Annotated in this window: 19 protein-coding genes; 12 read left to right on the top strand and 7 right to left on the bottom strand. The window is 52.4% G+C overall.

Annotated elements, in window-relative coordinates; genetic code table 11:
* Nucleotides 1-3 precede the first annotated feature (3 nt).
* The 5 genes from ACW9KT_RS15430 (at nt 4) to ACW9KT_RS15410 (ending at nt 7466) form a co-directional block, all read left to right on the top strand.
* On the top strand, nt 4-927 hold the full coding sequence (locus tag ACW9KT_RS15430; RefSeq protein ID WP_457081953.1) for a hypothetical protein: 924 nt from the start codon (nt 4-6) through the stop codon (nt 925-927).
* A gap of 3 nt (nt 928-930) precedes the next feature.
* Nucleotides 931-2286, top strand: a complete 1356-nt coding sequence (locus ACW9KT_RS15425) for a phage integrase SAM-like domain-containing protein (RefSeq protein ID WP_457081951.1) — start codon at nt 931-933, stop codon at nt 2284-2286.
* Nucleotides 2287-2668: 382 nt separating this feature from the next.
* Complete coding sequence (locus ACW9KT_RS15420) at nt 2669-4339, top strand: DUF4394 domain-containing protein (RefSeq protein ID WP_457081949.1); 1671 nt, start codon at nt 2669-2671, stop codon at nt 4337-4339.
* Between the two features lie 667 nt (nt 4340-5006).
* The gene (locus ACW9KT_RS15415; protein ID WP_457081947.1) at nt 5007-5927 is read left to right on the top strand and encodes a glycosyl hydrolase; all 921 of its coding nucleotides are present in this window, start codon (nt 5007-5009) and stop codon (nt 5925-5927) included.
* 309 nt (nt 5928-6236) lie between these two features.
* Nucleotides 6237-7466: an RICIN domain-containing protein gene (locus ACW9KT_RS15410; RefSeq protein WP_457081945.1), complete on the top strand. Its 1230-nt coding sequence runs from the start codon at nt 6237-6239 to the stop codon at nt 7464-7466.
* 386 nt (nt 7467-7852) lie between these two features.
* Here the strand turns inward: ACW9KT_RS15410 and ACW9KT_RS15405 are convergent, their stop codons facing one another.
* Both ACW9KT_RS15405 and ACW9KT_RS15400 read right to left on the bottom strand, forming a co-directional pair.
* Complete coding sequence (locus ACW9KT_RS15405; RefSeq protein WP_457081943.1) at nt 7853-8530, bottom strand: hypothetical protein; 678 nt, start codon at nt 8528-8530, stop codon at nt 7853-7855.
* 104 nt (nt 8531-8634) lie between these two features.
* The gene (locus tag ACW9KT_RS15400) at nt 8635-8904 is read right to left on the bottom strand and encodes a hypothetical protein (protein WP_457081942.1); all 270 of its coding nucleotides are present in this window, start codon (nt 8902-8904) and stop codon (nt 8635-8637) included.
* Between the two features lie 254 nt (nt 8905-9158).
* Here ACW9KT_RS15400 and ACW9KT_RS15395 point away from each other — a divergent pair, with 254 nt between their 5' ends.
* A complete protein-coding gene (locus ACW9KT_RS15395) occupies nt 9159-9287 on the top strand; it encodes a hypothetical protein (RefSeq protein WP_457081940.1) in 129 nt (42 codons plus the stop codon).
* A 1095-nt stretch (nt 9288-10382) separates the two neighbouring features.
* Here ACW9KT_RS15395 and ACW9KT_RS15390 read toward each other — a convergent pair.
* A complete protein-coding gene (locus ACW9KT_RS15390; RefSeq protein WP_457081938.1) occupies nt 10383-11873 on the bottom strand; it encodes a right-handed parallel beta-helix repeat-containing protein in 1491 nt (496 codons plus the stop codon).
* 559 nt (nt 11874-12432) lie between these two features.
* Complete coding sequence (locus ACW9KT_RS15385) at nt 12433-12591, bottom strand: hypothetical protein (RefSeq protein WP_457081936.1); 159 nt, start codon at nt 12589-12591, stop codon at nt 12433-12435.
* A 492-nt stretch (nt 12592-13083) separates the two neighbouring features.
* On the opposite strand from ACW9KT_RS15385, the gene ACW9KT_RS15380 reads away from it, so the two are divergent.
* Nucleotides 13084-13758 carry a hypothetical protein gene (locus ACW9KT_RS15380; RefSeq protein ID WP_457081934.1) on the top strand — a complete coding sequence of 225 codons (675 nt, stop codon included), beginning with the start codon at nt 13084-13086 and terminating at the stop codon, nt 13756-13758.
* A gap of 70 nt (nt 13759-13828) precedes the next feature.
* Here the strand turns inward: ACW9KT_RS15380 and ACW9KT_RS15375 are convergent, their stop codons facing one another.
* From ACW9KT_RS15375 to ACW9KT_RS15365, 3 genes are read right to left on the bottom strand one after another with little or no spacing between them, the layout of a single operon-like run.
* Nucleotides 13829-14875, bottom strand: a complete 1047-nt coding sequence (locus ACW9KT_RS15375; RefSeq protein ID WP_457081932.1) for an adenylate/guanylate cyclase domain-containing protein — start codon at nt 14873-14875, stop codon at nt 13829-13831.
* A gap of 10 nt (nt 14876-14885) precedes the next feature.
* Nucleotides 14886-15275 carry a response regulator gene (locus ACW9KT_RS15370; RefSeq protein ID WP_457081930.1) on the bottom strand — a complete coding sequence of 130 codons (390 nt, stop codon included), beginning with the start codon at nt 15273-15275 and terminating at the stop codon, nt 14886-14888.
* A complete protein-coding gene (locus ACW9KT_RS15365) occupies nt 15272-17497 on the bottom strand; it encodes an ATP-binding protein (RefSeq protein ID WP_457081928.1) in 2226 nt (741 codons plus the stop codon). The genes ACW9KT_RS15370 and ACW9KT_RS15365 overlap by 4 nt, the downstream gene beginning before the upstream one ends.
* A gap of 339 nt (nt 17498-17836) precedes the next feature.
* Between ACW9KT_RS15365 and ACW9KT_RS15360 the strand changes: the two genes are divergently transcribed.
* The 5 genes from ACW9KT_RS15360 to ACW9KT_RS15340 all read left to right on the top strand — a co-directional run bounded on the left by ACW9KT_RS15360 (nt 17837) and on the right by ACW9KT_RS15340 (nt 22761).
* Nucleotides 17837-19315 carry a sensor histidine kinase gene (locus ACW9KT_RS15360; RefSeq protein ID WP_457081926.1) on the top strand — a complete coding sequence of 493 codons (1479 nt, stop codon included), beginning with the start codon at nt 17837-17839 and terminating at the stop codon, nt 19313-19315.
* Nucleotides 19316-19616: 301 nt separating this feature from the next.
* A complete protein-coding gene (locus ACW9KT_RS15355; protein WP_457082051.1) occupies nt 19617-20141 on the top strand; it encodes an RNA polymerase sigma factor in 525 nt (174 codons plus the stop codon).
* Complete coding sequence (locus ACW9KT_RS15350; RefSeq protein WP_457081924.1) at nt 20131-21063, top strand: HEAT repeat domain-containing protein; 933 nt, start codon at nt 20131-20133, stop codon at nt 21061-21063. Before ACW9KT_RS15355 ends, ACW9KT_RS15350 begins: the two co-directional genes overlap by 11 nt.
* Complete coding sequence (locus ACW9KT_RS15345; RefSeq protein WP_457081922.1) at nt 21011-21880, top strand: DUF4097 family beta strand repeat-containing protein; 870 nt, start codon at nt 21011-21013, stop codon at nt 21878-21880. The genes ACW9KT_RS15350 and ACW9KT_RS15345 overlap by 53 nt, the downstream gene beginning before the upstream one ends.
* Entirely contained in the window at nt 21877-22761 is an 885-nt protein-coding gene (locus tag ACW9KT_RS15340) for a DUF4097 family beta strand repeat-containing protein (RefSeq protein WP_457081920.1), read from the top strand. The genes ACW9KT_RS15345 and ACW9KT_RS15340 overlap by 4 nt, the downstream gene beginning before the upstream one ends.
* Nucleotides 22762-22841 lie beyond the last annotated feature (80 nt).

The raw sequence follows: 22841 nt of genomic DNA, 5'->3' as shown, positions 1-22841 counted from the left end.
AAGATGGAAACTGAAAACCCAACTACAGAAATACTAACTGATAAGAAGATAGGTGAAGGTATTTGTGGTATTGTTATGCCAATGAGTGGGTCTGGTGATTATTCAGCAGAGCACTGGGCACAAATAAGAACTATTATTGAAGATGCAGCGGAAGAGGCAGGATTTAAAGCAAGAATAGTTAGCACGAACACCAGTCAAGGTATTATTCAAAGTAATCTGGTTAATAATTTAGATCGGGATGAAATAGTTATTTGTGATTTAAGTAATAACAACCCAAATGTTATGATTGAACTGGGGATGAGAATCGCTTTTGGAAAGCCTTTTATATTGATTAAAGATAATGTAACAAATTTCTCGTCTGATATCGGATTGATTATTCATGAGCTTTATACAAAGGATATGCTATATCCCGAAATGAAAGCTTTTAAAAATAAGCTGAGTGTATTGATAAAAGCAAAGGCGGAGGAGGTTAAGTCTCCTGGCTATAAGTCATTTATATCTACGTTTAGCGTTAAAGAAGTAGATTTCGACGATATTCAATCTGAGAAAATTGGTGTTAAAGAATTACTTACAGAATTAGTGAATTCTATTAATGTTCTAAAGGGTTCAAGAGGGATTGTTAAAAATGAATTTCATAATCCTTATGAAATTTATAATCCATCGCCGTTTACATATGCTGAGAAATTTATTATAATAAAAGGGCTAAAAGAGCATTTAGATTGGTGGAAGGCACACTATCCTGAACGTTATTTAAAAGGTGAATTCTATGGAATGAACCATGCTATAAATAAGATAAATGAGGCCTTAAGAAATGAGTTTCCTCAAGATGCACACCGTTACAATTACCTGTCAGGAGAAATCGACCATAACGTTATAACTAAATATTTGGCCCCATTGGCGTTAGGTACACCAATAAATTGTGCTTAAGCTGTGAACCTGAGCTTTCGCCAGCGCCTGGACCGACCCGACCGGGAGGGGAGGGCCGTGCTTTTTCTGGATGTGACCTGGGATGGCCAGCGCCTGAAGCTGCCCACCGGCGTCAAGTGCAAGCCCGCGCATTTTCAGGAAGACAAGCGGGTGAAGATTGCCACCCGCGAGCCCGACAGCACCCGTCTCAATAACAAGCTCTCCAGCGTGGAGAAGGTCGTCACCAACCTCTTTACCAAGGCCGAAGCCGACGGCTTTCCCGTGACGCCGGAGCTGCTCATGCAAACCGTGGCCAGCCTGGAGGTGGGCCGGCAAAAGAAAACCAAGGCAAAGCCGGCGGCTACACCCAGCTTCGCCCAGCTCTACGCGCTGTGGAAGGCCGAGCACCCTGGCCAGGGCACGGATGCCGCTCGCCGCTACCAGCAGGTGCTCGGCCGCCTCGAGGCCTTTAACCCGGGCCTCACCCTCGACCTGCTCACCAAGGCTACTTTCTTTGAGTACCTGGGCTACTTGCAGGAAGAAGGCTTAAGTGATGGTACCATCTCCGGACACGTCAAATTCCTGCGCGTCTGCTTTCTGCTCAGCGAACGGCCCACCCCCAGCTGGCTCAAGTTCACAGCCCGCTATGGGCGCGCGGCCTCGCTGGGCCGGGATGAGTTTGCCCAGATCCTGCAGCTCACGGACCTGCCCGCCTACTTGCAGCGGGAAAAGGAGCGCACCGTGTTTCAGACCCTGCTGCTGCTGCGCGATTCGGATTTGCGCAAGCTCAAAGCGCACCACGTGAGCCTGGAAGATATCGCCGGCGTAGGGCGGGTGCACGTGCTGCGCCTCTACCAAACCAAAACCAACGAATACCTGACCCTGCCGCTGTCGCCCGAAGCGGCCCGCATCTGGGAAGCCTGGCAGGGCAAGGTGCCGGTAGTAGTGCAGCAAAAGCGTAACCTCTTTATTAAGGAGTTGGCCCAAGCGGCGGGCCTGACCCGAGGCCACGTGCGGGTGCGCTTTAAGATGGGCAAGCCCGAGGAGGAAGTCTTACCCATCTGGCAAGCCATCACCACCCACACGCCCCGGCACACGGGCGCCGATTTGGTGCTCTGGGGCAGCGACGGGGATCAGAACCTAAAGGAGCTGGCCCTGGGCCACACGGTCGGCATGAGCGCCTACGGCTACGACTCGCTGGAGCGCTACGCCCCCCTGCTGCTCCGGGCCTGGCAACGGGTGGGGGCAGCCATGGTTTTTGCCCCCAATCCTGCCGACAGTTTACGGACGAATACGGACGTTTGTGCCCCGCCGGCAGTGGGCATAAACCTGTCTCCGGTACGTTTGCTGCGCGTTAGCGTCCGCACGCAGTCGGAATGACGAAACCCTGCAGCTCCACAAAAAAGGCCTCCCCGGTATCGGGGAGGCCTTTTTTGTTTACTACTGTCAGTTCTACTGCCATATTCTCGCTTTTTGATTATGGCCATCATTATCAAAGTAGACGTCTTGCAGACCATGATCCTGTTTACCTCTCCGATCATTCTATCTAACCACAATGTGGTGATTCGTGCCAGTGGAAGCCAAGGCGGGGCCCGGTAAACTCACCTCGCCACTCAATAAACAAAGCCCTGGCAGCGTCGAGACTTTTTGTGTGGATAACTATTTGGTCGGCTCCTCACATCCAAAAGGCAACGGTCACCGTAGGGGATAGACAACAGCGTTGTTCTATTCATTCTTGTCATTTTTATATTTTCTCGGTTCTATGTTAAAAACCTCTTCCCTCGCCAAGTGGGGCGTGGCTGTCCTTCTGTTGTCCTCCTTAACCAGTTGTGAGGATATCCTGGAGCAGTACTTTCCCAAACCCACCCCGCCATCCACTCCTACGTTTCCTGGCTTGGATCTGGACATTCCCTTCTACACCCTGTCGGGCGGCACCAAGCTGGATGCGTATTCTACAAAAGCCCCGTCGACCCGTACGGGCTCGGTTTCGATCACGGGCTTAGCTAGTGGCGAGACCCTATTAGCTATAGATTTTCGGCCCGCCACGGGGCAACTCTACGGGGTGAGCAGCGGCAGTCGCCTCTACATAATTAACCAGAACACGGGTGCCGCCAGCGCTATCGGTAGCGGGGCCTTTACCCCGGCCGTAGCCGGCAATCTGGTGGGGTTTGACTTCAACCCTACGGTAGACCGCATTCGTTTAGTCACGTCGACTGGCCAGAATTTGCGCCTGAACCCCGAGACGGGCACTGTCGCCGCCACCGATGGGGTGCTGAACGGGGCCGCCGGGGCTACCATTACGGGCGCGGCCTACACCAACAACACCGCTTTGGCCAGCACCACGGTCCTTTACACCCTGGACCCCGCCACCGATAAGCTCTACCGCCAGGACCCTCCCAATGAGGGGAAGCTCGTGGAGGTGGGAGCTTTGAACCTGAACATCAGCGGCGACGGCGGCTTTGACATTGATGCTAAGTCTGGTACGGCCTTAGGACTCTTTGCGACCGATGGCGGCACGACCTTATTCACGGTCAATACCCAGACCGGTGCTACCCAGACGCTGGCCAAGTATGAGTCCAGCTTGGGCTATACGGGCTTGGCTATTCCCACCCAGCCGGTAGCCTACGCCGTCTATGGTTCAGCGGATCAGGATGCTCCCGGCCAGCCGTATTTTGCCGTTAACGATTTGTTTATTTTCGATCTCTCGAATCCGGCTGATAACATCCGCAAACGCATTACGGGCTTGCCTCGGAACGAGGAAATAATCGGGGTAGACTTCCGGCCCGCCAACGGCCAGCTCTACGTGCTGACGAGGCAACAAGGCGAGCTCCAACTTACTAGTAGCGCGCGGCTCTTTGCGCTGAATGCCGCTACGGCCGCCGCCGCTCTGGTCGGCACACTGAGCACCAACATAAATGGCTTCAGCTTTGGCTTTGACTTTAACCCAGTAGTCGACCGCATTCGCATTGTGAGCAGTTCGGGGCAGAACCTGCGGGTAAACCCCGCCAATGGTGTGGCCACCGTAGATGGGAGCATAAATCCTGGGGCCCCGTTTTTGGTGTCTGCCGCCTACGATAACAGCTTTGCCGGTGCGACCGCTACCAAGCTATATGTTGTAGGCCTCACTCGCGATCCTTCGAATAGTTTTGATCCGCTTATGTCCGTACTGTATGAGCAGAATTCCCCGAATGCAGGAACAGTGACGAAAATCGGAGACTTGGGTAGCGGGGTCACAACAGCAGATAACCTAGATATTGGTGGCACAAGCAACATAGCGTATTCCATTATTGGAAGCACTGGCGCCGGGGCACACTTGCACAATATTGATTTGGCTACGGGCACGGCGCGGCGCGCCAATAATTTCAACTTTAGAAGAGTTGATAATGATGGGCTTCAACGGCTGAGGGGCCTGGCCATCGGGCCTGGCTTCTAACTATCATTGCTGACTTCTATATAAAATTAAAAGCCCCGCACTACACGGGGCTTTTATTTAGCTATATGTACCCCGGCGCTTACGACTTCGAACTCGGTACACCTAAGTATGACCCCGACATTCCCCCTAGGTAAGCTAACCCTAAGGCGAGAGGAAGAAGAGTACCAACGGCGAAGGAAATCTTAGAAGCGCAGGATAGCTATTCGCTTTGACCCTAGCTGAAGGTATACTGATCCAAAAAGCCCCAGCATTGCAGAGGCTTTTTGTTTGTGGAGGCACGACGGGAAAGCACTTGGGGCGCTGAAGGAAGCGCGAATCACGGCGCAAAAGAAAAAGTCTACAAGTGCAACTAAACGCTACCTCTAATTCTTCCTGGTAGAGTTGTAACTACCCCTCTGCTTATAGGACTGAGCCAATAGGAAGGTGGGAGAATGAGCTGCAGTAGGGGTGCACCTTGAACTGCAGGCTAATACGTTATTTTCTAGGAAAAGTTCTTTTTTCTACGAAAGATGCAACGGAAATATAATATTTCATAGTCACAAATAGGAACACTTCTTCCTGGCAGGTTTCCAAGATAGGGGGAATTTAAGGCATTAGTTCGCCTTAATCGTTATCTCATGAAACACTATTTTACCCCCAAATATCCCTTAAATCAGCACCCATTGCCTTGCTGGTCTGGATGCTCTTGCTGCTGGCGGGCGGCTTGGCCGCGCAACCTTCCGGTACCGTTTTCCAAGGACCAATTACTGTGACTTCCGGCGACACCATTAGGGGGAACTATCAAAGTCTGGATTCAAAAGTGCCCGCCATTACGATCGCCACGACACAACCCGTCGTGATCGAGAACTGCATTATTAAAGGTGCAGGACAACTCATTAAGTCCTCCATAGATAATGTTGACTTAACTGTTCGTGATACCCAAGGCTACGGGCTGCCCCAGACGGAGTTCATCGACAGTCCAACTCGCTTCGTCCAGGTCAGGAAGGTTGTTAATTTGATAGTTGAGCATAATTACCTCCAGCAGTGCACAGGTATCCATGTCGATGAGTTTGCTAATATTCCCGATCGTATACCGGGCAAAACCGTCAAGGTGCGCTATAATCGAGCGAAAAATATTGATGGACGCACCGCCCGTGACCCTCAAACTGGTAGAGTATTCTTGCAGGCTCAATTCGTACAATTGGCTGGCGTACGGGATTTACCCGGAGTAGAAATTGCCTGGAACGAAATAATAAACGAGCCCAATAACAGTCGCGTCGAAGATAATATTAGCATGTTCTACTCGTCAGGTACCAGTGCGAGCCCGATCAGGATTTATCACAACTATATTCAAGGATCTTATCCGATTCCCGCCACCGAACAAAACTATTCTGGTGGTGGAATAATGGTGAGTGAAACAGGGGACATAAAGGATCTTAACGAAAACACAGTAGGAGCCTTCGTTGAGGTTTATGAAAATCAAGTCGTCGGTACCAATCACTATGGTATTGCATTTACCGGTGGCCATGATTGTAAGGTCTACAATAATAAGATCATTTCCAGCAGTGTTTTCGAGCCGGCCTTACCAACTGGTCCCGTTCCTCTTTAAGCCAATGTAGGCATCTTCGCCTATAACCATGACGCGGCGGCTGGGTCTGCCCCAACCTCTTTGTATTATAATAATCAGGTCTACAATAATACGATTGGCTACATCAATCGAAATAATTCATCTGTAGCGGGTACTAACCTTCCATTAGAAACTCCCGGACTTAATGACGAAAACGGTCAGACTACCTTTTCCTCAAATACTCATCACGATAACATAGTATTGCAAGGGGCTATTCCCAAATCTATGGAGGTATCTGAATACAATGCTTGGGTTGCAAAATAGAATGCAAACCCAATCAAGGTTGGCCCATTGACTCCGCCCATTGCCGATGGCATCTACCGGCTCCGCATTGTGTACAGCCAAGCGCTACTGACAGTACTTAACGGATCAACTCTCAATGATGCGGCAATTGTAACGCAGCCCGGCACGGGCCAAGATTATCAGCACTGGCAGGTAACAGCGATCGGAGGCGGCCTGTATAAGCTGCTGGCCGTGCACAGTAACAAGGCACTGGAAGTTCAAGGTGGTAGCTCCGATCCAGGGGCCGTCATCCAGCAATACAATTATAATGACGGCAGGGGCCAGAAATGGCGGATTGAGTCAAGTGTGGCTGGAAACTATAGAATAGTTAATAATTACAGTGGGTTGTCGCTGGATGTGAGTGGCGGAGGGCAGACCGTGACCCAGTGGCCGTCCCATAATGACCCTAACCAGCAGTGGCAACTGGAACCAGTCACTCCCGCTCCAGCTAATCTAGTTTCGAATCCCAGCTTTGAGCAAGATGGTGCTTCCACCTCCACCCCTCAGGGGTGGTTTACCAACGATAATGCCTCGGCCGACTACGTCGAGAACGACGGCATGGCCCAGCACGGCTCCTACCACGGCACCCACTGGAGCAGCAGTAATTATAAGGTCTACACGTATCAAGTTATTACGGGCCTAACGCCGGGATTCTATACCTTGCGGGCGTGGGTGAAACGCAGTGAAGGGCTGTCGCACACCACGATGCTAGCCACCAACTTTGGAGGGGCGCCCTACGAGGAATATATCTCACCCACGGTCACCGGTCCCGACCCTGGTGCTTGGCGGCAGGTGCAGATTACGGGTCTGAGTGTGACCAACGGGCAGTGTGAGATTGCCTTTTACTCCGATGGGACCGGGAGTCAACCCAACGCAGGCCAGTGGATGCACTTCGATAACGTCGAGTTTTTCAAGCAGTCCAGCACCCCATCCGCTACGAGCAGCGCCAGTTTAATGCGGGCCGCTACTCCGGCCGCACCGGCCGGCTCTCGCTTGGAACTATATCCTAACCCAGCTCAGGATCAGGTAACAGTGAGCAGCTCCTTTGCTCAGGCCCGGGAGGTGGAAGTGACGATTCTGACTGCGCAAGGCAAAAAAGCCGCTTCCTATCGCCACCAGGTACCGGCTGGCAGTGCCCAGTTCAGCGTACCCACCTGTGCGCTACCCGCGGGCATGTATTTGCTGCAAGTGCAGGATGGAACGCAGCGGCAAACCCAACGTCTAGTCGTGACTCATTAATCTCTGCTTAGACGACTCAAGAAGAAAAAGCCCCGACGATGCAGGGGCTTTTTCTTCTGATTCTCTGCCACTGCCGTGCGTAGCACACGGGCTATGCGCTAGTCCACTGCCCGCCAGTCCATAGCAAAAAAGTGGGTGATGCGGCAACCCAATAAAGTTGGGTTCCAAGTCCATACCTGCCCCTGGATGAATTACGCGCCCCAACGAACCCCGTCAACGGCATGGAAAGCGCCCGCCGCTCCTTTGCTTCCGCCATAGCGGTGCTCGCGAAGCTGGCAGGCCACATACACAGTGAGGTGCTGGTAATTAAACTAAAAACGCTTTAGCAGTAAGGCGTTTGCCTTCCAATACAAAAAACCGGCATTATTGGCGCTCTTTTGCGAGCGCTACGGCTTAGCTGGCTCGAACAAATAAGTGAGGCCCAGCGTAGCGCCCCTACCCAGCGTGAAGCCCCAGACGGTGAACGGGGGAATCTGCAGGTTTTTGTTAACGACCACTTCTGTACTCAGTGCCACCTTCGGCCCCAACTGATAGCGCAGACTAATACCCCCCACCAGATGTGGGGACGTCGAGCTAACGGGAGTATAGTGGAAGTCTTCCTGGCTTGTAGCAGACGTTCGGGTAATCGTTTCGGACGACTGGCCATGCACCCAGGCCACCCCTAGCAACCAATCAAACTGTAGGGGCCGCTGCGGGCGGCTACGGCTGAAGCGCGCCAGCAACGCGAGGGCTGTACTCGTGGTTTTCTCCTTGCTTCGAATGCTAACGGTCTCACCATCAATTACGCTCTCGCCCCCGTTTCTTTCCTCTATGCGCTGCCCATATTGCAGTTCGGCTTGCAGGGCGAGCCGGGGTTTGAGGTAATAGCCACCTGCCACATACATGGGGCGCAACTGCGAATGGGGGCGGTTGATGGTGTAGTACTGGTGGAAAGCAGCACCGCCCCCTACGTACCAGCGTCCTTCCAACCTCGCCGAATCAGGGGCCTGGCCCCAAGCCGTGCCTTGACAAAATAAGAGTGCTAAGGGTCCAAGAAACAGAGTAGCGAGGTTGGAGTTTTTCATACCTCAACAATACAACAAAGTCCCGATGATGCTGAAGCTTTTTTTGTGACGCTTATAGTGACTTTACGGCGATATGAACCGTGAGAAATGGTCTCATGATTCAGCTAGCAGTTCTCACGGTTGCAGCTCATCCCCTTCCGCTGGTGATGCTTGTTGAAGTAGCGCTGCTGCTCCCGGTGATTGCGCCGCAGCGCCGCCAATTCCCGCCGCTCCTGGCGCTGGTACTGCCGGCGGCGGTAGTTGAGATAGTTCTGGGTAAACCGGGCTTGCTTGTAGCTATAGTGGAAGATGGGCTTGCTCAGTTGAATGGGGCCCTGAAGCTTTGGCTGGCGCGCTGAGCAGCAGCAGGGCGAAGGCCACACCCATGCCGGCATTCTGGGCCGGGCGCTTGAGCCAGCCTAACCTCGAAGCGAAGCGAGAAGATGATAGCGGCTAGTAATGTATAGAGAAAGAATGGCTTTTCGGTATGCTATATTTTTGCATTTAAACACCGCCGAAATTAGCTACAACAACCTAATCATTCGCGCCTGCCTCGGGTGGTTACTATGAAGATTTTGTTACACTATACCTTTTTTGCTAAACAATACGTTACTTCACTGCTATCAAGCAAAACTGTTACATTGCTGCTATGAGGCATCTACTATTTATAAACCTCGGCTGGCTGGTAGCCTTAGCAGGGTTATTGGCTGCCATTCCCCTCGGTAAGCTAACCCGGCAACGGGAGCAGGAAGCGCACCGCCGTCAATCCAATATCTAACAATTAGCCTGAACATCACGTCGTGCTCCAAGGGCAATGTCAGGATTTTTCTTTGTAAGTATAGCCGGATTTCAAGACAATATAGATCAATTATAAGATATTGGCACACTGTATGCTCTAGAGTGGGTAATATTTTACTTTGCTACTGTGAGTCATATACTTATTACCTATATCGGTTGGCTAGTTGCGTTGGTTGGATTATTAGTTGCTATACCTCTGGGTAGGCTAACTCTTCAGCGAGAGGAAGCACAGTATCGCCGTAAGTCTGGTCTCTATCAGCATGGAATAGACATTCCTCCTGGGTCTATCGCTGAACGCACACAGATCAAATAGTCCCGGCATCGTCGGGGCTGTTTTTATATATGAGTATAAGTTACGAATGATAGTTATCCTTTCTTCTATAGTACTTATTTAAAGTAGATCTGCTGCAAGCGAAGCTCCAGTCCCAAGCCTGCTAGCTCCAGCTGCTACCTAACGCTGGTACTGCCTAGAAGTGGGTTGCAAACCCTTGAAAGGGTAGTATGCAGTTGTTTTATATGATAAAATAATTTAGTTGTGCGCTGGACATGCCTTCCAGCGCTTCCTGCATGGCGATGTGCTTATCAATAGTTACGTGGGAGGCAATTAGAGTCCGTTTTCTTTCTTCAGGGCTTTCGCATAACTCTTCAAGTGCTTGGCTAGTTCTGAGTAGCCGACGAGTTCAGGCTTCATCAGTCCCATCGCTTCGCAACTGTAATCCAGCTTCTTATTAATGCTATCAAGGCTGCGCTTAAGCAGAAAGGCTAGCAAACTAATAAATACGGAAGCTACAAGATCTTTAACCTCTTCGGTGCTTATAAGCCTTCTTAGCTAGCATAGAAAAGTGTATATGAAGCTAAGGAAGCCATCGGGCGAGGGAAAGAAAAGCGCAATTTTGGGTAGAAGAGATTCCTGTGCGCCCCAACTCCTATTTACTATTGAGGAGAGCAAGCTCAAACCCGCGGCCTGTGTAAGCAGATAGAGGTTGCTCAGGCCACCGGCCGTACAAAAAACACATAAAAAAGCCCCCTCGGGAAGAGGAGGCTTTTTATGTGCTAAGGCCTACTAACTACAGCATTATTTAGTCGGGCCTACTTTGAAGCTTAATGTAGGTAGTTTACTCAGCCAGGCGTCACGCAGATAATCTTCTGCCGCTTTGCTGGGCCGCAGGCCGCCCGTGTTGCTGGTCGTATGGTCGAATTTGGGGGCGCTCGTAACCGGGTCATCACCACTGTAAAAGCGGTTGTTGCGCAGCAGTGTCATGCCCGTCAGCATGCCTATATCGTTGCGGCTATCGACGTGCTGATGTGGCGGCTTCCAGGTCTCGCGGTATTCCGGTCCCAGGCCATCCGCCGAATTACCCTTTGGTCGTGGGCCGCGGTGGTTCTCATCCGGCCGCCAGTACATAGCGCCGATACTGTTGTTTTCCACGATGTTACCCCCATTCTCCGTTTCGGTGAATCGGTTGACGAAAATACCACAGTTACCCCAGGGGTAGAGCAAACCAGCATTCACACCAGTGCGGAACATATTGCCGTTGAGAATAGTATTGTGGTGAATCCAGTTATTGCGCCCGCCTGAGGAGGCAATGCCATACTCATTCACGCGCACCAGCGTGTTATTATAGACGTTGCAGTAGTCGGTGAATTCCAGCATCATCCCGCCATTAGTAATGCCGTGTAGTTGCCGGTTGGTGGCAAAGTTAGTGTCGATAACGCGGATGGCGTAGGGCGACACGTAGCAGCCGTCGAGCAGGTTATCGTGGATTAGAATGCGGTTCAGTGCTGTGCCCTTGACTCGAAATAAGTTGAGCAAATCTTCCGGGTACGACTTGTCCGGGTCGTTGAAAATTCGATTGTAGGCGATTTCGCAGCCCGGCCCCACAGTTTTTTTACCGTCGCCAGTTGCCTGGAAAAATTGGTATTGGATACGCCCCACGGGCCAGGCAGGAAAGTCAGTTTGGGTGAAGCGGCCGTCGATGTTAATGAAAATATTTCGCAGGCATTTGAACACGCAGCCCTGCTGGTAGTCGGGCACCAGAAAGCTGCCCATGCCCTCGACGTAATTATTTTTAAAAACGGCAAAAGAAGCATTGCCTTTATCGTATGCGCGGCCTTTCGTGACCCACTGGCCGGCGGGTTTAATACCCACGAAATATGAATCCTCGATAGTAATGCGGTGGGGCGCCGCGCTGCCGCGAATGGCGTGGTTTTTCGTCCAGAACTTGCACCCTCTAATGATAACTTCTCGCGTCGTATTGTTGAGGATGCATTGCGTAAATCCGCCATCGGTCGGTGTAGGTCGCTTGGGTTCGCGCAGGTTGCGAAACTTCAGTCCTTCGAGGATGAGGGGTGGGTCGGCTGCCGATCCAGTTACTACATACTGTTCGTCTATCCAGTCATCCTCAGCCACAAATTTCGGCGGGATGAAGATGCCCTTCGCGTCGTGTCGGCCTCCACTAGGATAGGTGGCAGTGGGCGGCACGTAGCTTATCGTGCCACACAGTAAGCCCAAGGAAATCAACCCAGCGGAAACGAGCCGGCTCGTTTTTTTGCTTATTGTAATCATCTTATAAAACTAGCTTCCGGTTTATGGTCGTCTCCGGTGACTAAACATTAGTTGTGGCATTACCCTCAGTGTGCTGGAATTTGTAACTGGTTTGCGGGTCTAGCCCGTAGAGGAAATAATATAGGCTGTAAGTTTGCTGCGCCACCGCGCTGTTATTGAGCCGAGTGCAGTAATGCTTTGCCCCGCTTATCGACGGGTGCAAGTAAACACAAAAACGTTTGGGCTACCCCCTAGCAGCGGATTCATCAGCAGTTGCTCAGGGGACCCACGAGAGACGCGGTTAACAGGTCATTGCTGCTGTTAATCAGGCGCGGCTACACACTTATTTCACCCGCTGCTCTTCGGTAAGGCCGACAATAGCTCGCCTAGCCGTTTGCTAATACGTGAACGCTGTGCCTGCAGATTAACGTGCATCTTTCTATGTGTTGGAGATGGTAGGTGAGTTGCGCAGCATTGTGGGCAGCCAGAATGACCGTGTCTGTTTCAACACCAGTTATTGATAACTAGCTGCTGATTTTCAAGGCTTGCGGGGCAATGCATTGGGCAAGAAATACAACGCTTACTTTACTTCGTGGCTGAACTTGACGGTGCCTCGTAACTCCCCTTTCAGGGCATAGCGCAAGTCAGCTTTAACCTTTGTATAGTTGTCAAACTGGCTGCGCACCTTATTAGTAGTGGTCACCACATTGCCTTTGGCTATGATAAGCAGCGAAGCCAAGTCGATTACACCATCCCTTATGTTGCCAGTGGTATTAGGGGAGTCTTTTTGTTTATGTTATTATTCTTATCATTAATGCGCGTGCTCGCTTCTGAGCAGATGGTTTTAGGTAAGCATTTAATTGAGTAATTGGTGGGCTACAATACTCAGCGATTACAGCCAGCAAAACCAAACGAGAGAGTAAAGCAAAGTTTAAGTATGGACGTTAATTAATTTGAAAAAAGCTCCTGTTTTAGTCTTCAATCTTACAGGTAGCAACTCACCTTGTTTTCTGATAATAGTAAAGAGAATTGTATAAAATATTATTGAAATAATTTAAATAAAAAACTGCTAGTTTCTTATCTTCACTATAGCCATTGCTGCATGCCAAACGCCTGTAGCGGCTCTGATTACCAACAATTAATAAGCTTGTTTGAGCGGCGTACATAGTAGCCAATAGTTATGCGCCTACAAACCCAGCAACTACCAATCAAGCCCGCACATCCTCTATTTATGAATAACAAATACATTTTGGGCTCTCGTGTGAAAACCGTATCAGTGACTGTATTGGGGCTTATGTTGAGCCTTGGCAGCTGCGGCTGGAAAGGGATGGTAGCTGACGCAGCAACTGAACCCAAGCAAACCGCTGGACAGCAGGTAGCGGCTTTAAGGCAACTGCCCGAAGAAGTAGTGGCCTCGCCAGTGCTGCAAGAGCTACCAGGTACAGTTACCATAAGTCGGCAATACCCGTTGCTGGCCCACACCAAAGGCCGTATCAAACGCTTGTTTTTCCAGCCCGGGCAATATGTTCGTAAAGGCGATATTCTGGTGAAGGGCTACGATCACAATTTCGTAGTGGCTCCTACGCATGCTTTAGTAGCTGAACGGCTGATTGACGGCATGACCTATATGACGCCCAATACAGTGGTGGCCTCCATGATGGAAGTGCAGCCTTTTCAGATCCAATTAACGCCCCCCACTCCATTTACGCAGGCTGTGGCGCCGGGCTGGGAGGCCAGACTAAGCCGCTGGGGCAGCGAAGCAGTGGCTGCTGGTGGGGTAGTAGTAGGGACGTATCTGAATACCGATGGCTCGCTGATGGTGGACTTGCGCCTGCGTAGCTTGTCGGGTGGGCCACTGCCGGTGGGTACAAAAATTAGGGCCGTGCTGGCGCCGCCCCATATTTAGCCAACCGTGCTATTACGGGGCGCTAGCGTCCGTAAGCGAATAAAAAGGCCCCCATTGCCCCCGCGCTCGGCTATGATATGACTTCGTAGGTCATGACGGGCTGAGACTTGTTCTTGAGGGTGAACTCCTGCACTGGCTGGCATTGAAAGGATTCTTTCACGCGTTGGTAAGTGCCTTCGGTAATTAAAATCTGACCAGGGTGCGCTACTGATTGCAGCCGCTGTCCTAAGTTTACTACATCGCCAATTATGGTGTAATCGAGGCGCTTAAGCGAGGCGGAACCGATATTGCCCGACACTACTTCGCCCGTACTAATGCCGATGGCTACATCGGGGCGAAAGGTAATGCCCTCGGGCAGGGGCTCTGAGTTGTTCTGGAGGAGAGTGCGCACCGACAGCGCCGCATCGATAGCGCGGTCGAGGTGATACTCATCGCGAAAAACGGCCATCACCGCGTCGCCCATAAACTTGTCGATGTAGCCGCCCTGAGCAATAATCTCCTTCACCATCTGGTCAAAGTAAAGGTTGAGCAAGCGCACCAACGCATCAGCTGGTAGCTTTTCGGCCAGCGCCGTGAAGCCGCAGATGTCGATAAACACTACTGTGGCTTCCACGTTTTCGCTCACCAGCAAGCGGTTTTCCAAGTCGGGGCGGGCCATGAAGTTGATGACGGTCTCGTCCACGTACATTTTCAGGATGTTGTTTTCCTGAATAGCTCGCAAAGTTTCCTGGAGCTGACGCACGTGGCTGATGGTTTTCTCCAGTGTGACTTCTAGGTCCCGAAAGTCCACGGGCTTGCACACGAAGTCAAATGCCCCCCGGTTCATCGCCGAGCGGATATTGGCCATATCTGCATACGCCGACACCATCACGGTCTTGATTACCGGGTTCACCTCCTGCAACTTCGTGAGCAGCGTGAGCCCATCCATGACGGGCATGTTGATATCGGAGAGCACAATATCTACGTCTGGCTGCTCCTTAAGCTGATCCAGGGCCTGCTGGCCATCGTGGGCAAACCGAAATTCGTAGATACCCTCACGAATTTTGCGCCTGAACTTTTGCTTAATAAGTAACTCTAAATCAGCCTCATCATCTACTACCAGTATGTTGGTTTTCATATAGTGGCCTTCAGGAGTTATTCAGAGGGATAAGTTTCTGCCTTAATACGGCAAAATCAATAGGTTTTGATAAGAAATCGTTGGCCCCCAGCTGCATGGCTGTCGTGTAGCTGTCGGCGTCGCCGTAAGCGGTAATCATCATCACCATGGGGGGCGGATTTGGGTGATCCTGCTTTATTTGGCGCAGCAGTTCTAGCCCACTCATGCCGGGCATATTGATATCGGAGAGAATAAGCACTACCTCGGAGTAGTGCTGCTCCTGCTGTAGGTAAGCTAAGGCTTCTTCGCCGGAAAAAGCGAACGTAAAGGCGAAAGTGCCCTCGCGGATTTCGCGCCGGAAGCGTTGCTCAAACAGTAGGCGCACGTCCGCCTCATCATCGACCACCAGGATCTTTCTCATATAGAAAGGGTTAGCTTCTGAGTTTTCTCTTTATTCAGGGGCAAGGAAATAGTGAATTCGGTGTATTCGCCTTCTTTGGTGGCTAAGCTTACAGAGCCACCGTGGCCTTTAGTAATAATATCATAGCTGAGCGAGAGGCCTAGACCGGTGCCTTCGCCGGGCGGCTTCGTAGTGAAAAAGGGCTGGAAGATTTTCTGCCGCATGCCTTCTGGAATCCCCATTCCATTATCCCGAACCCGAATAATTACCTGACCATTGGGCTGCTGCTTGGTGCTCACGCAAACCTCAGGTCGGTAATTAGGCTGCCCCATTTTCTGCCGCTGCTGCACGGCATAAAATGCATTATTAAACAGATTCAGCAACACCCGACCAATTTCCTGCGGTACCACTTCCACCTGGCCCAACCCCGGATCGAGATCGGTGGTGAGGGTGGCGTTAAAGTCTTTGTGCTTGGCGCGCAGGCCATGGTAGGCTAGGCGCAGGTACTCGTCGCAGAGGGTATTCAGGTTGGTGGGTTGGCGCTCGCCCCGGCTGGCCCGCGAGTGTTCCAGCATTCCCTTTACTATACTATCAGCGCGTTTGCCATGGAAGGTAATTTTGTCGAGATTTTGGGTAAGCTCGTTTACCAGCTCAGTGGCAAGCGTTTTGTCCTTGCCGGACAGGGTCAATAGGGGGCCTTCTCTCAGTTCCGCGAGCAGCTCCACGCCCACCTCGGCGAAGTTATTGACGAAGTTTAAGGGGTTCTGAATCTCGTGGGCAATGCCGGCCGTCAGCTCGCCTAAGCTGGCCATTTTCTCACTTTGAATAAGCTGGTGCTGCATGGCTTGCAGGTTGGTGAGGGTAAGCTGCAGGGCCGCAGTGCGCTGCTGCACCTGTCGTTCCAACGTTTCGTTCTGCTGGGCTAGCAGCACCTGCTTTTCTTCTTGTTGGGTAATAGTTTGGGCTGAAAGCCGCCGCACCTGAGCTAGCTTAATGGCAAGCAGGCGACTATCGAGGGCAAACCGGCAGGCCAAAAAGAGCGAGATAGCTAGAACCGGACTTAGGAAAGCCGAAAAAGTGAGCACCGTGTGCAAGGGAATCCACAGCACTTGAACGGTTAGTACCTCGGGGTAAAACTTAACCAGCGAAGCAAAAATGAGCAGTAACGTGAGAGTAATACCAAACCCAATGGCGATAATGCCTGCCGCGCGCCGCGCTTGACGCAAGGCCCCCAGCGTAATGCGCAGCTGCTCGGCCGTAACCAGCAGCATGAACCCGACAGTAGGATACCAGCTCACCCCATGCATAAAAGTGAGCAGGAGTATGCTCAGCACGTTAATCGCCCAAAGTCCGTAGTAGATAGGCCCCACCCGGACGTTGAAAAAGCTGTACAGGGCCCGCACCGCCAGCATACTTCCTGTGTGCAGACTCGCGTAGGAGAAAATGTCCATGGCCACCCGCACATCATGCCGACGAATTTCATCCAGGAAGCCTGTACAGAAAAAGCTGGCGCCCTCGGCCATGGTGTAGAGCGCAAAATAGTAGTTGGCGCGCTGGGCCGGGTTGTACACATAAAAGGCGAGGTGCAGCAGGCTAAGCAGAAGCAAAGCGCCGAACAGCAACAGGTCCGCATTTTTGTACTTGGCCTCCATGCTGATGGTTTCCATGAGCTGGGGCAAGCCATTGAGGTGGGCCTGGAAGAAGAAGGGCACAAAAAAGTCGCTGAGGGAGCCCACGGGAGCCCAGGCTGCAAAGCGTACGGCTAGCACTTGCTCCGCTTGGTCGGTCAGGTGAAGCTCGATGGGCTCACCATCGGGCCAGTAGGCCACCACCTCGCTGGGAGAAGAACTTAGGGTTCCATAGCGCCGCAGCAGCTTGCCGTTGAGGTAAATTTCAGAGGCCGTATACTGGTACACCCGCAGCACCAGTGTCTGATGATGAAGGCTGGGTCCGGCCCGGAAGCGCAGCCGCAGCCAGCCTACACCTTCTTGCACCTGCGGCAGCTGCTGTACGCTCAGCGTTGGGTTGATGGGCTGCCACCCGCGGTCATCTATGTTGAGTTGGGCCCAGGCCGGGTTATCACCAGCCCGAAATGTCCAGCCTTTGTCCAGAACGAAGCCGTCGGGGGGCATTTTATCAAGCGACACAACCGGCGCCGACTGGGCCGCGGCTATGCTAGTAAAGCATAGGGCGCACAGCACCAGGAGCAGCAAGAAGGCTTGTATCGGCCGGGAGCAACGCATAATAGGCGAAAGTGCTTCTAACACAAAGGCAATAAAAACCTGGCGGAAACCACCAGTCTTATTAGGCGGGTTATTATAGCTTCCAGCCGGCATCTTTGCAAGCCTGAACCGTAGTCCTACCACTGTAACTGCCTTGCTTGATATTCCGAAAGCGGCACAGTTATCTTTAAATATAGTATGATTATAAATGGAATAGTTATAAATGAATCCATTTCGCTTAAATTACCCATTCTGGGGTCCTTGGCTCGCTGTTCATTTAATTATATGCAACGATAACGCAACTCGCGCGTCAAGTCAATGACTCCAGTGCATCCCCATTCTTAGTCAGTTGATCTTGCTATGCTCACACTTCACAAGTCGGCTGGAGATAGTAGTTCGGGTGGGGTTGGCGCCATGCTGGTTCGGCCCTTGGTTCAGCTCTGGCACTGGCTTATAAATATCGGCGTGCATCCGGAGCTTAGCGTTTGGCAATGGAAGCGGGTGCGCCTGCTCAATGGCATCAGCTGCGTCACCATTGCTATCTACGCCGGCTATGTCCTGATCTTTTTCAACTCGCCTGACTGGCTGACTTTTCGGATTTGCCTGTGCGGCGTGTTTCTGAATCTGCCGCCCTTATTCCTCAATTACTACCGCCGCTACGATGCCTCCGCATACTACTGCATTCTGAGTGTGCTGCTGCTGTGCTCATTTATTGCCATTGCCCGCAAGCACGATGGCGTCGAGTACTACCTGATTTCCAACAGCCTCGTGGCTATGCTATTTTTCCGCAGCTTCTGGAGAATACTTTTTTTATTCTCGCTCAATGTAGTAGCGTTTTTCCTCGTGCGCTACGCCATGACGATTGTCAAGCCTTTTTTGTACGTGGAAAACAGCATTTATTTCTACAACGTGAACGTGGTGCTGTTCTTCCTGACGCTGTTTTTTGTGGTGTATTATTTCCGGGCCGAGAATTTTCGGCAGGAACAGCTACTCACCCAGCAGAATGAATCCCTGGCTCAATCGCTGGAACACCTGCAAAACACTCAGGCGCAGCTGGTGCAGCAAGAAAAGCTGGCCTCGCTGGGTGCCCTAACCGCCGGCATTGCCCACGAGATTCAAAACCCCCTGAACTTCGTCGATAATTTTTCGGAGGTGGGCACGGAGCTGGTAGAGGAGCTACGGAGCGAACTGGCCCACGAGTCGCTATCTGATAAAGGCAAGCATGTGGTAGGGATGCTGCTGGACGATATTTCCCAAACCCAGAAGAAGGTAAATGAGCACGCCGACCGGGCCAGCAATATCGTGAAGGGCATGTTGCTGCACTCGCGGGCCAGCCGGGGCGAGCGCCAGCTCACCAACCTCAATGCCTTGGCCGACGAATACTTGCGTTTAGCTTACCACGGCCTGCGCGCCAAGCACAAAGACTTTAACGCTATTCTCTCCACCGATTTTAACCTGCATTTGAGCCCGGTACGCGTGGTGGTAGAAGATATCAGGCGGGTGCTGTTGAACCTGTTTAGCAACGCTTTCTATGCCGTGCACAAGCGAACTACCCTCACGGCGCCCGGCACATATCAGCCAACCGTATCGGTGAGCACGCAGCGGGCCGGCGATGGTGTGCTGCTGCGGGTGCGCGACAATGGAACCGGCATACCAGCCGAGATTCGGGATAAAATATTTCACCCCTTCTTCACTACCAAGCCGCCCGGCGAGGGCACGGGTCTGGGTCTCTCGCTCAGCTACGACATTATTAAAAGCCACGGCGGTACCCTCACGGTAAGTTCGGTGCCGAATGAGTACACTGAGTTTACGGTGTGGCTACCGGATACGTCTGCCTAAAAAGCCCCCAAACGCGGTGTAGAGATACATATTTGTGTCTCGTCGTTGTTAAGTTGCGGTGGGGTACGTTGTTCAACGGCGAGACACAAATATATGTCTCTACACCGCGTTCATATACTTTTAAAAAAGCCCCCCAGACGTATTCGTCCGCGTTTTAAAACAGGATAAATACGTCTGGGGGGCTTTTTCTGAAAAAAGTTGCCGACTTCGTGTAACCTTCGGCAGTTGGCGCAGTGTCCACATCAAATAAGCTCAAAAAACCATCTCCTCCCGGTTGGACTCGCTCTCAGACAATGCACTTATGCTTCGGGTGAAGGCCGGAGACGTGGACCGGATGGGGCTGCTCTTTGAGCGCTACCACCGCAAGCTGTTTGGTTTTCTGTATCACATGCTGGGCCAGGCCGATGCTAGCGAAGACCTGGTGCAGACGGTGTTCTACCGGATGCTGAAATACCGTCACACCTTCACTGGCGACGGGGAATTCAGAACCTGGATGTATCACTTGGCCCGCAACGTACTGGCCGACCATGTGAAGAAAAACCGCCACTCCGTGCGCCACGCCGACGTGGCGGATTACGCCGAGAAAATCGGTGGGGGAGTGGGGGCCGATGAGCGGCTACAGCGCGAGCAGGAAGTAGCTACCCTGCACAGCGCCCTGGCCAAGCTCAGCGCCGAAAACCGGGAGGTGCTGGTGCTAAGTCGCTTTCAGGAGCTGAAATACGAGGAAATAGCCCGCGTGATGAACACCACCGAAGGCGCCGTGAAAGTACGGGTGCACCGGGCCATGAATGAGCTGAAAACAATCTATCTGCGAATTGAAAACTGACGGGAAGGCCATGAACTGCGACCATAACAAAGAACAATTACCCGATTACCTGAACCATCAGCTGCCTGATGCCGAGCGGTTTGCCATGGAAGCGCACATGGCCAAGTGCCCGGCGTGCCGCGAGGAGCTGCAAGCCATGGAGCAGATGTGGCAGATGCTGGGCAGCGTGCCCGTGCCGGAGCCCAGCGAAAACCTGCGCCCCGAGTTCTACGCCATGCTCGCCTCCTTCAAAGAAACCATGCCTACGGCGCCAGCCCATCCGCTGGGGGGCATTTGGCAGTGGCTGCAACAGCTGCTAATGCCTCAGCAAGCAGTCCGCGTGGTTTACGGACTTTGCTTGCTCGTCTTGGGTGGACTCGCGGGGTATTGGCTGAACAACCAGAAAACGGCCGCTACTAGTGACCAGCAGCAACTGGCCGCGCTGAGCACGCAGGTAGAGCAGATGCGCCAAATGATGCTGCTTTCGCTCATCAAAAACCCCTCGGCTACCGAGCGGCTACGGGCCGTGAGCTACACCAAGGAAATAAGCGGCCCCAACGACCGCGTAATTGAAGCCCTGCTGAGCACGCTTAACCACGACGACAACGTGAATGTGCGCCTCGCCACCCTAGAAGCTTTGGCCGACCTGGCCGATGAACCCAAAGTACGCATGGGCCTGGTGCAGTCGCTGCCGCAGCAAGAGTCGCCGCTGGTACAGTCGGCCCTGGCCGATGTGATGGTACTGCTGCAAGAAAAGCGCTCGGTGCAGCCCTTGCGCCGCCTGCTCCAGCAGCCCGACCTAAACCAGACGGTGAAAGACAAGATCAAGGAAAGCATCAAAAACCTATCTAATGGCCAGCCCGCTGCGCCTTCAACCTCAACTGACCACAATGAAACGCTCACTAATCCCCGGCCTAATCGTATTGCTAGTACTCTTGTCTAGCTGCCAGCTTTGGGCCCAAGACCGCGAAGACAAAGAAACCATCAACAAGGAGTTTGCCCTCACCGGCGACGCCAGCCGCAGCACCCTGGCCGTGTACAACATCTTCGGCTCGGTGCGGGTGCAAGGATACAATGGCAATAAAGTGGTAGTCGAGGCCACCAAGATCATCAAAGCCGACGACGCTCAAGGACTGGCCCAAGGCAAGAAAGAAGTAAAGCTCGGCTTTGAGCAGCGCGGCGACAGTGTCATCGTCTACATCGCGGAGCCCTACGACTCACGGCCCCGCCGCAACCAGAACATCAACCGCGAGGACGTAGACTACCACGCCCACTTCGACTTTGTGGTAAAAGTGCCCCAGCAGATGAACGTGCACGTTTCCACGGTGAATGAAGGCGAAGTAAACGTGCAGGATGTGGGCGGCGCACTGAAGGCCTACAACGTGAATGGTGCCATCACGCTCAAAAACGTGCGCGGCACCACCAAGGCCCGCACTGTGAATGGTAACGTGGAAGCCACCTACGCCGCCAATCCACCCGAAGCTTCGTCCTACAACACCATCAACGGGGACATCAAAGTAAGCTACCCCGCTGACTTATCGGCCGATGTACACTTTAAAAGCATGCACGGCGAGTTGTACACCGACTTTCCCGAAGTGGAAGCACTACCAGTACAAGTAAGCCAGAACAAGCAGAGTACCGGCAACGGCACCAAGTATAAACTCACCAAGGACACCGTTGTGCGCCTGGGCAAGGGCGGAAAAGACTTCCGCTTCGAAACCCTGAATGGCGACGTGACCATCAAACAGCAACCCAAATGAACTTCCTATTGCATAGTCAATCCCGCCTTCGCCACACGTTACGAGCTAGTCTGCTAGTCCTGCTGCTAAGCACCTCACTGCCGCTGTTGGCCCAAACAAGAGAGAAAGTTAAAGAACAAGTAAATGAGCAAACTAAGGAGCAAGTAGTAGTGCCCCTGACCTCGCCTGGTAAGCCCGGTTTGCTAAGTGTAAAACTCGTCGGCGGCTCTATAAGTGTAGTGGGCCACAATGGAAAAGACGTCGTGATTGACGCCTCCGCCCGCGGTAGCCGCCGGGGCAGATCAACGGCTGAAAACGCTGAGGGCCTGCGCCGCATTGACCGCAACCCCAGCTTTGACCTAACGGCCGAGGAACGAGATAATAAGGTTACCATCAAAACCAACTCCTGGCAGCAAGGCATTGACTTGGTGATCAAAGTGCCCCAGCAGTTTTCGCTGAAAATAGGCACCGTGCAAGACGGTGACATTGTAGTCGAGAACGTGAGCGGAGAGCTGGAAGTCAGCAATGTAAACGGCAGTGTAACCCTGAAGCAAGTGTCGGGTTCGGCGGTGGCCAATACAGTGAATGGCTCCGTGGTAGCTACGTTCAAAAACATTACGAGTGGAGCGCCGATGGCTTTCTCAACCGTTAATGGCAAAGTCGATGTCACGCTGCCTACCAATGCCAAGGCCGCGCTAAAGATGAAATCCGATTTTGGCGAAGTGTACAGCGACTTTGAAATGGCAGCCGAGAAAAGCACTCCAAAGGTTAACAGGACAGCTCAGAATGGCACCTACCGCGTAAGCACCGACGACTGGACCTACGGCAAAATCAACGGCGGCGGCGCCGAGATAATGATGAAGTCATTGAACGGTAACTTGTATATCCGTAAAGCCAAATAGGGCAGACGTCCCGTACCCGGTAGGCACAACGTGGCCCGGACATTAGCCCAGCGTCCCACTGCTTATTCCAAGCAAATGAG

It is taken from the genome of Hymenobacter sp. HD11105, assembly GCF_054051685.1.
This window is presented reverse-complemented; position numbering and strand designations above follow the sequence as displayed.

Coding starts and splice junctions, on each gene's coding strand:
- ACW9KT_RS15430 (WP_457081953.1), top strand. CDS start 4: ATGGAAACTGAAAACCCAACTACAGAAATACTAACTGATAAGAAGATA.
- ACW9KT_RS15420 (WP_457081949.1), top strand. CDS start 2,669: ATGTTAAAAACCTCTTCCCTCGCCAAGTGGGGCGTGGCTGTCCTTCTG.
- ACW9KT_RS15405 (WP_457081943.1), bottom strand. CDS start 8,530: ATGAAAAACTCCAACCTCGCTACTCTGTTTCTTGGACCCTTAGCACTC.
- ACW9KT_RS15400 (WP_457081942.1), bottom strand. CDS start 8,904: ATGCCGGCATGGGTGTGGCCTTCGCCCTGCTGCTGCTCAGCGCGCCAG.
- ACW9KT_RS15395 (WP_457081940.1), top strand. CDS start 9,159: ATGAGGCATCTACTATTTATAAACCTCGGCTGGCTGGTAGCCTTAGCA.
- ACW9KT_RS15390 (WP_457081938.1), bottom strand. CDS start 11,873: ATGATTACAATAAGCAAAAAAACGAGCCGGCTCGTTTCCGCTGGGTTG.
- ACW9KT_RS15380 (WP_457081934.1), top strand. CDS start 13,084: ATGAATAACAAATACATTTTGGGCTCTCGTGTGAAAACCGTATCAGTG.
- ACW9KT_RS15375 (WP_457081932.1), bottom strand. CDS start 14,875: ATGAAAACCAACATACTGGTAGTAGATGATGAGGCTGATTTAGAGTTA.
- ACW9KT_RS15370 (WP_457081930.1), bottom strand. CDS start 15,275: ATGAGAAAGATCCTGGTGGTCGATGATGAGGCGGACGTGCGCCTACTG.
- ACW9KT_RS15365 (WP_457081928.1), bottom strand. CDS start 17,497: ATGCGTTGCTCCCGGCCGATACAAGCCTTCTTGCTGCTCCTGGTGCTG.
- ACW9KT_RS15360 (WP_457081926.1), top strand. CDS start 17,837: ATGCTCACACTTCACAAGTCGGCTGGAGATAGTAGTTCGGGTGGGGTT.
- ACW9KT_RS15355 (WP_457082051.1), top strand. CDS start 19,617: ATGCTTCGGGTGAAGGCCGGAGACGTGGACCGGATGGGGCTGCTCTTT.
- ACW9KT_RS15345 (WP_457081922.1), top strand. CDS start 21,011: ATGAAACGCTCACTAATCCCCGGCCTAATCGTATTGCTAGTACTCTTG.
- ACW9KT_RS15340 (WP_457081920.1), top strand. CDS start 21,877: ATGAACTTCCTATTGCATAGTCAATCCCGCCTTCGCCACACGTTACGA.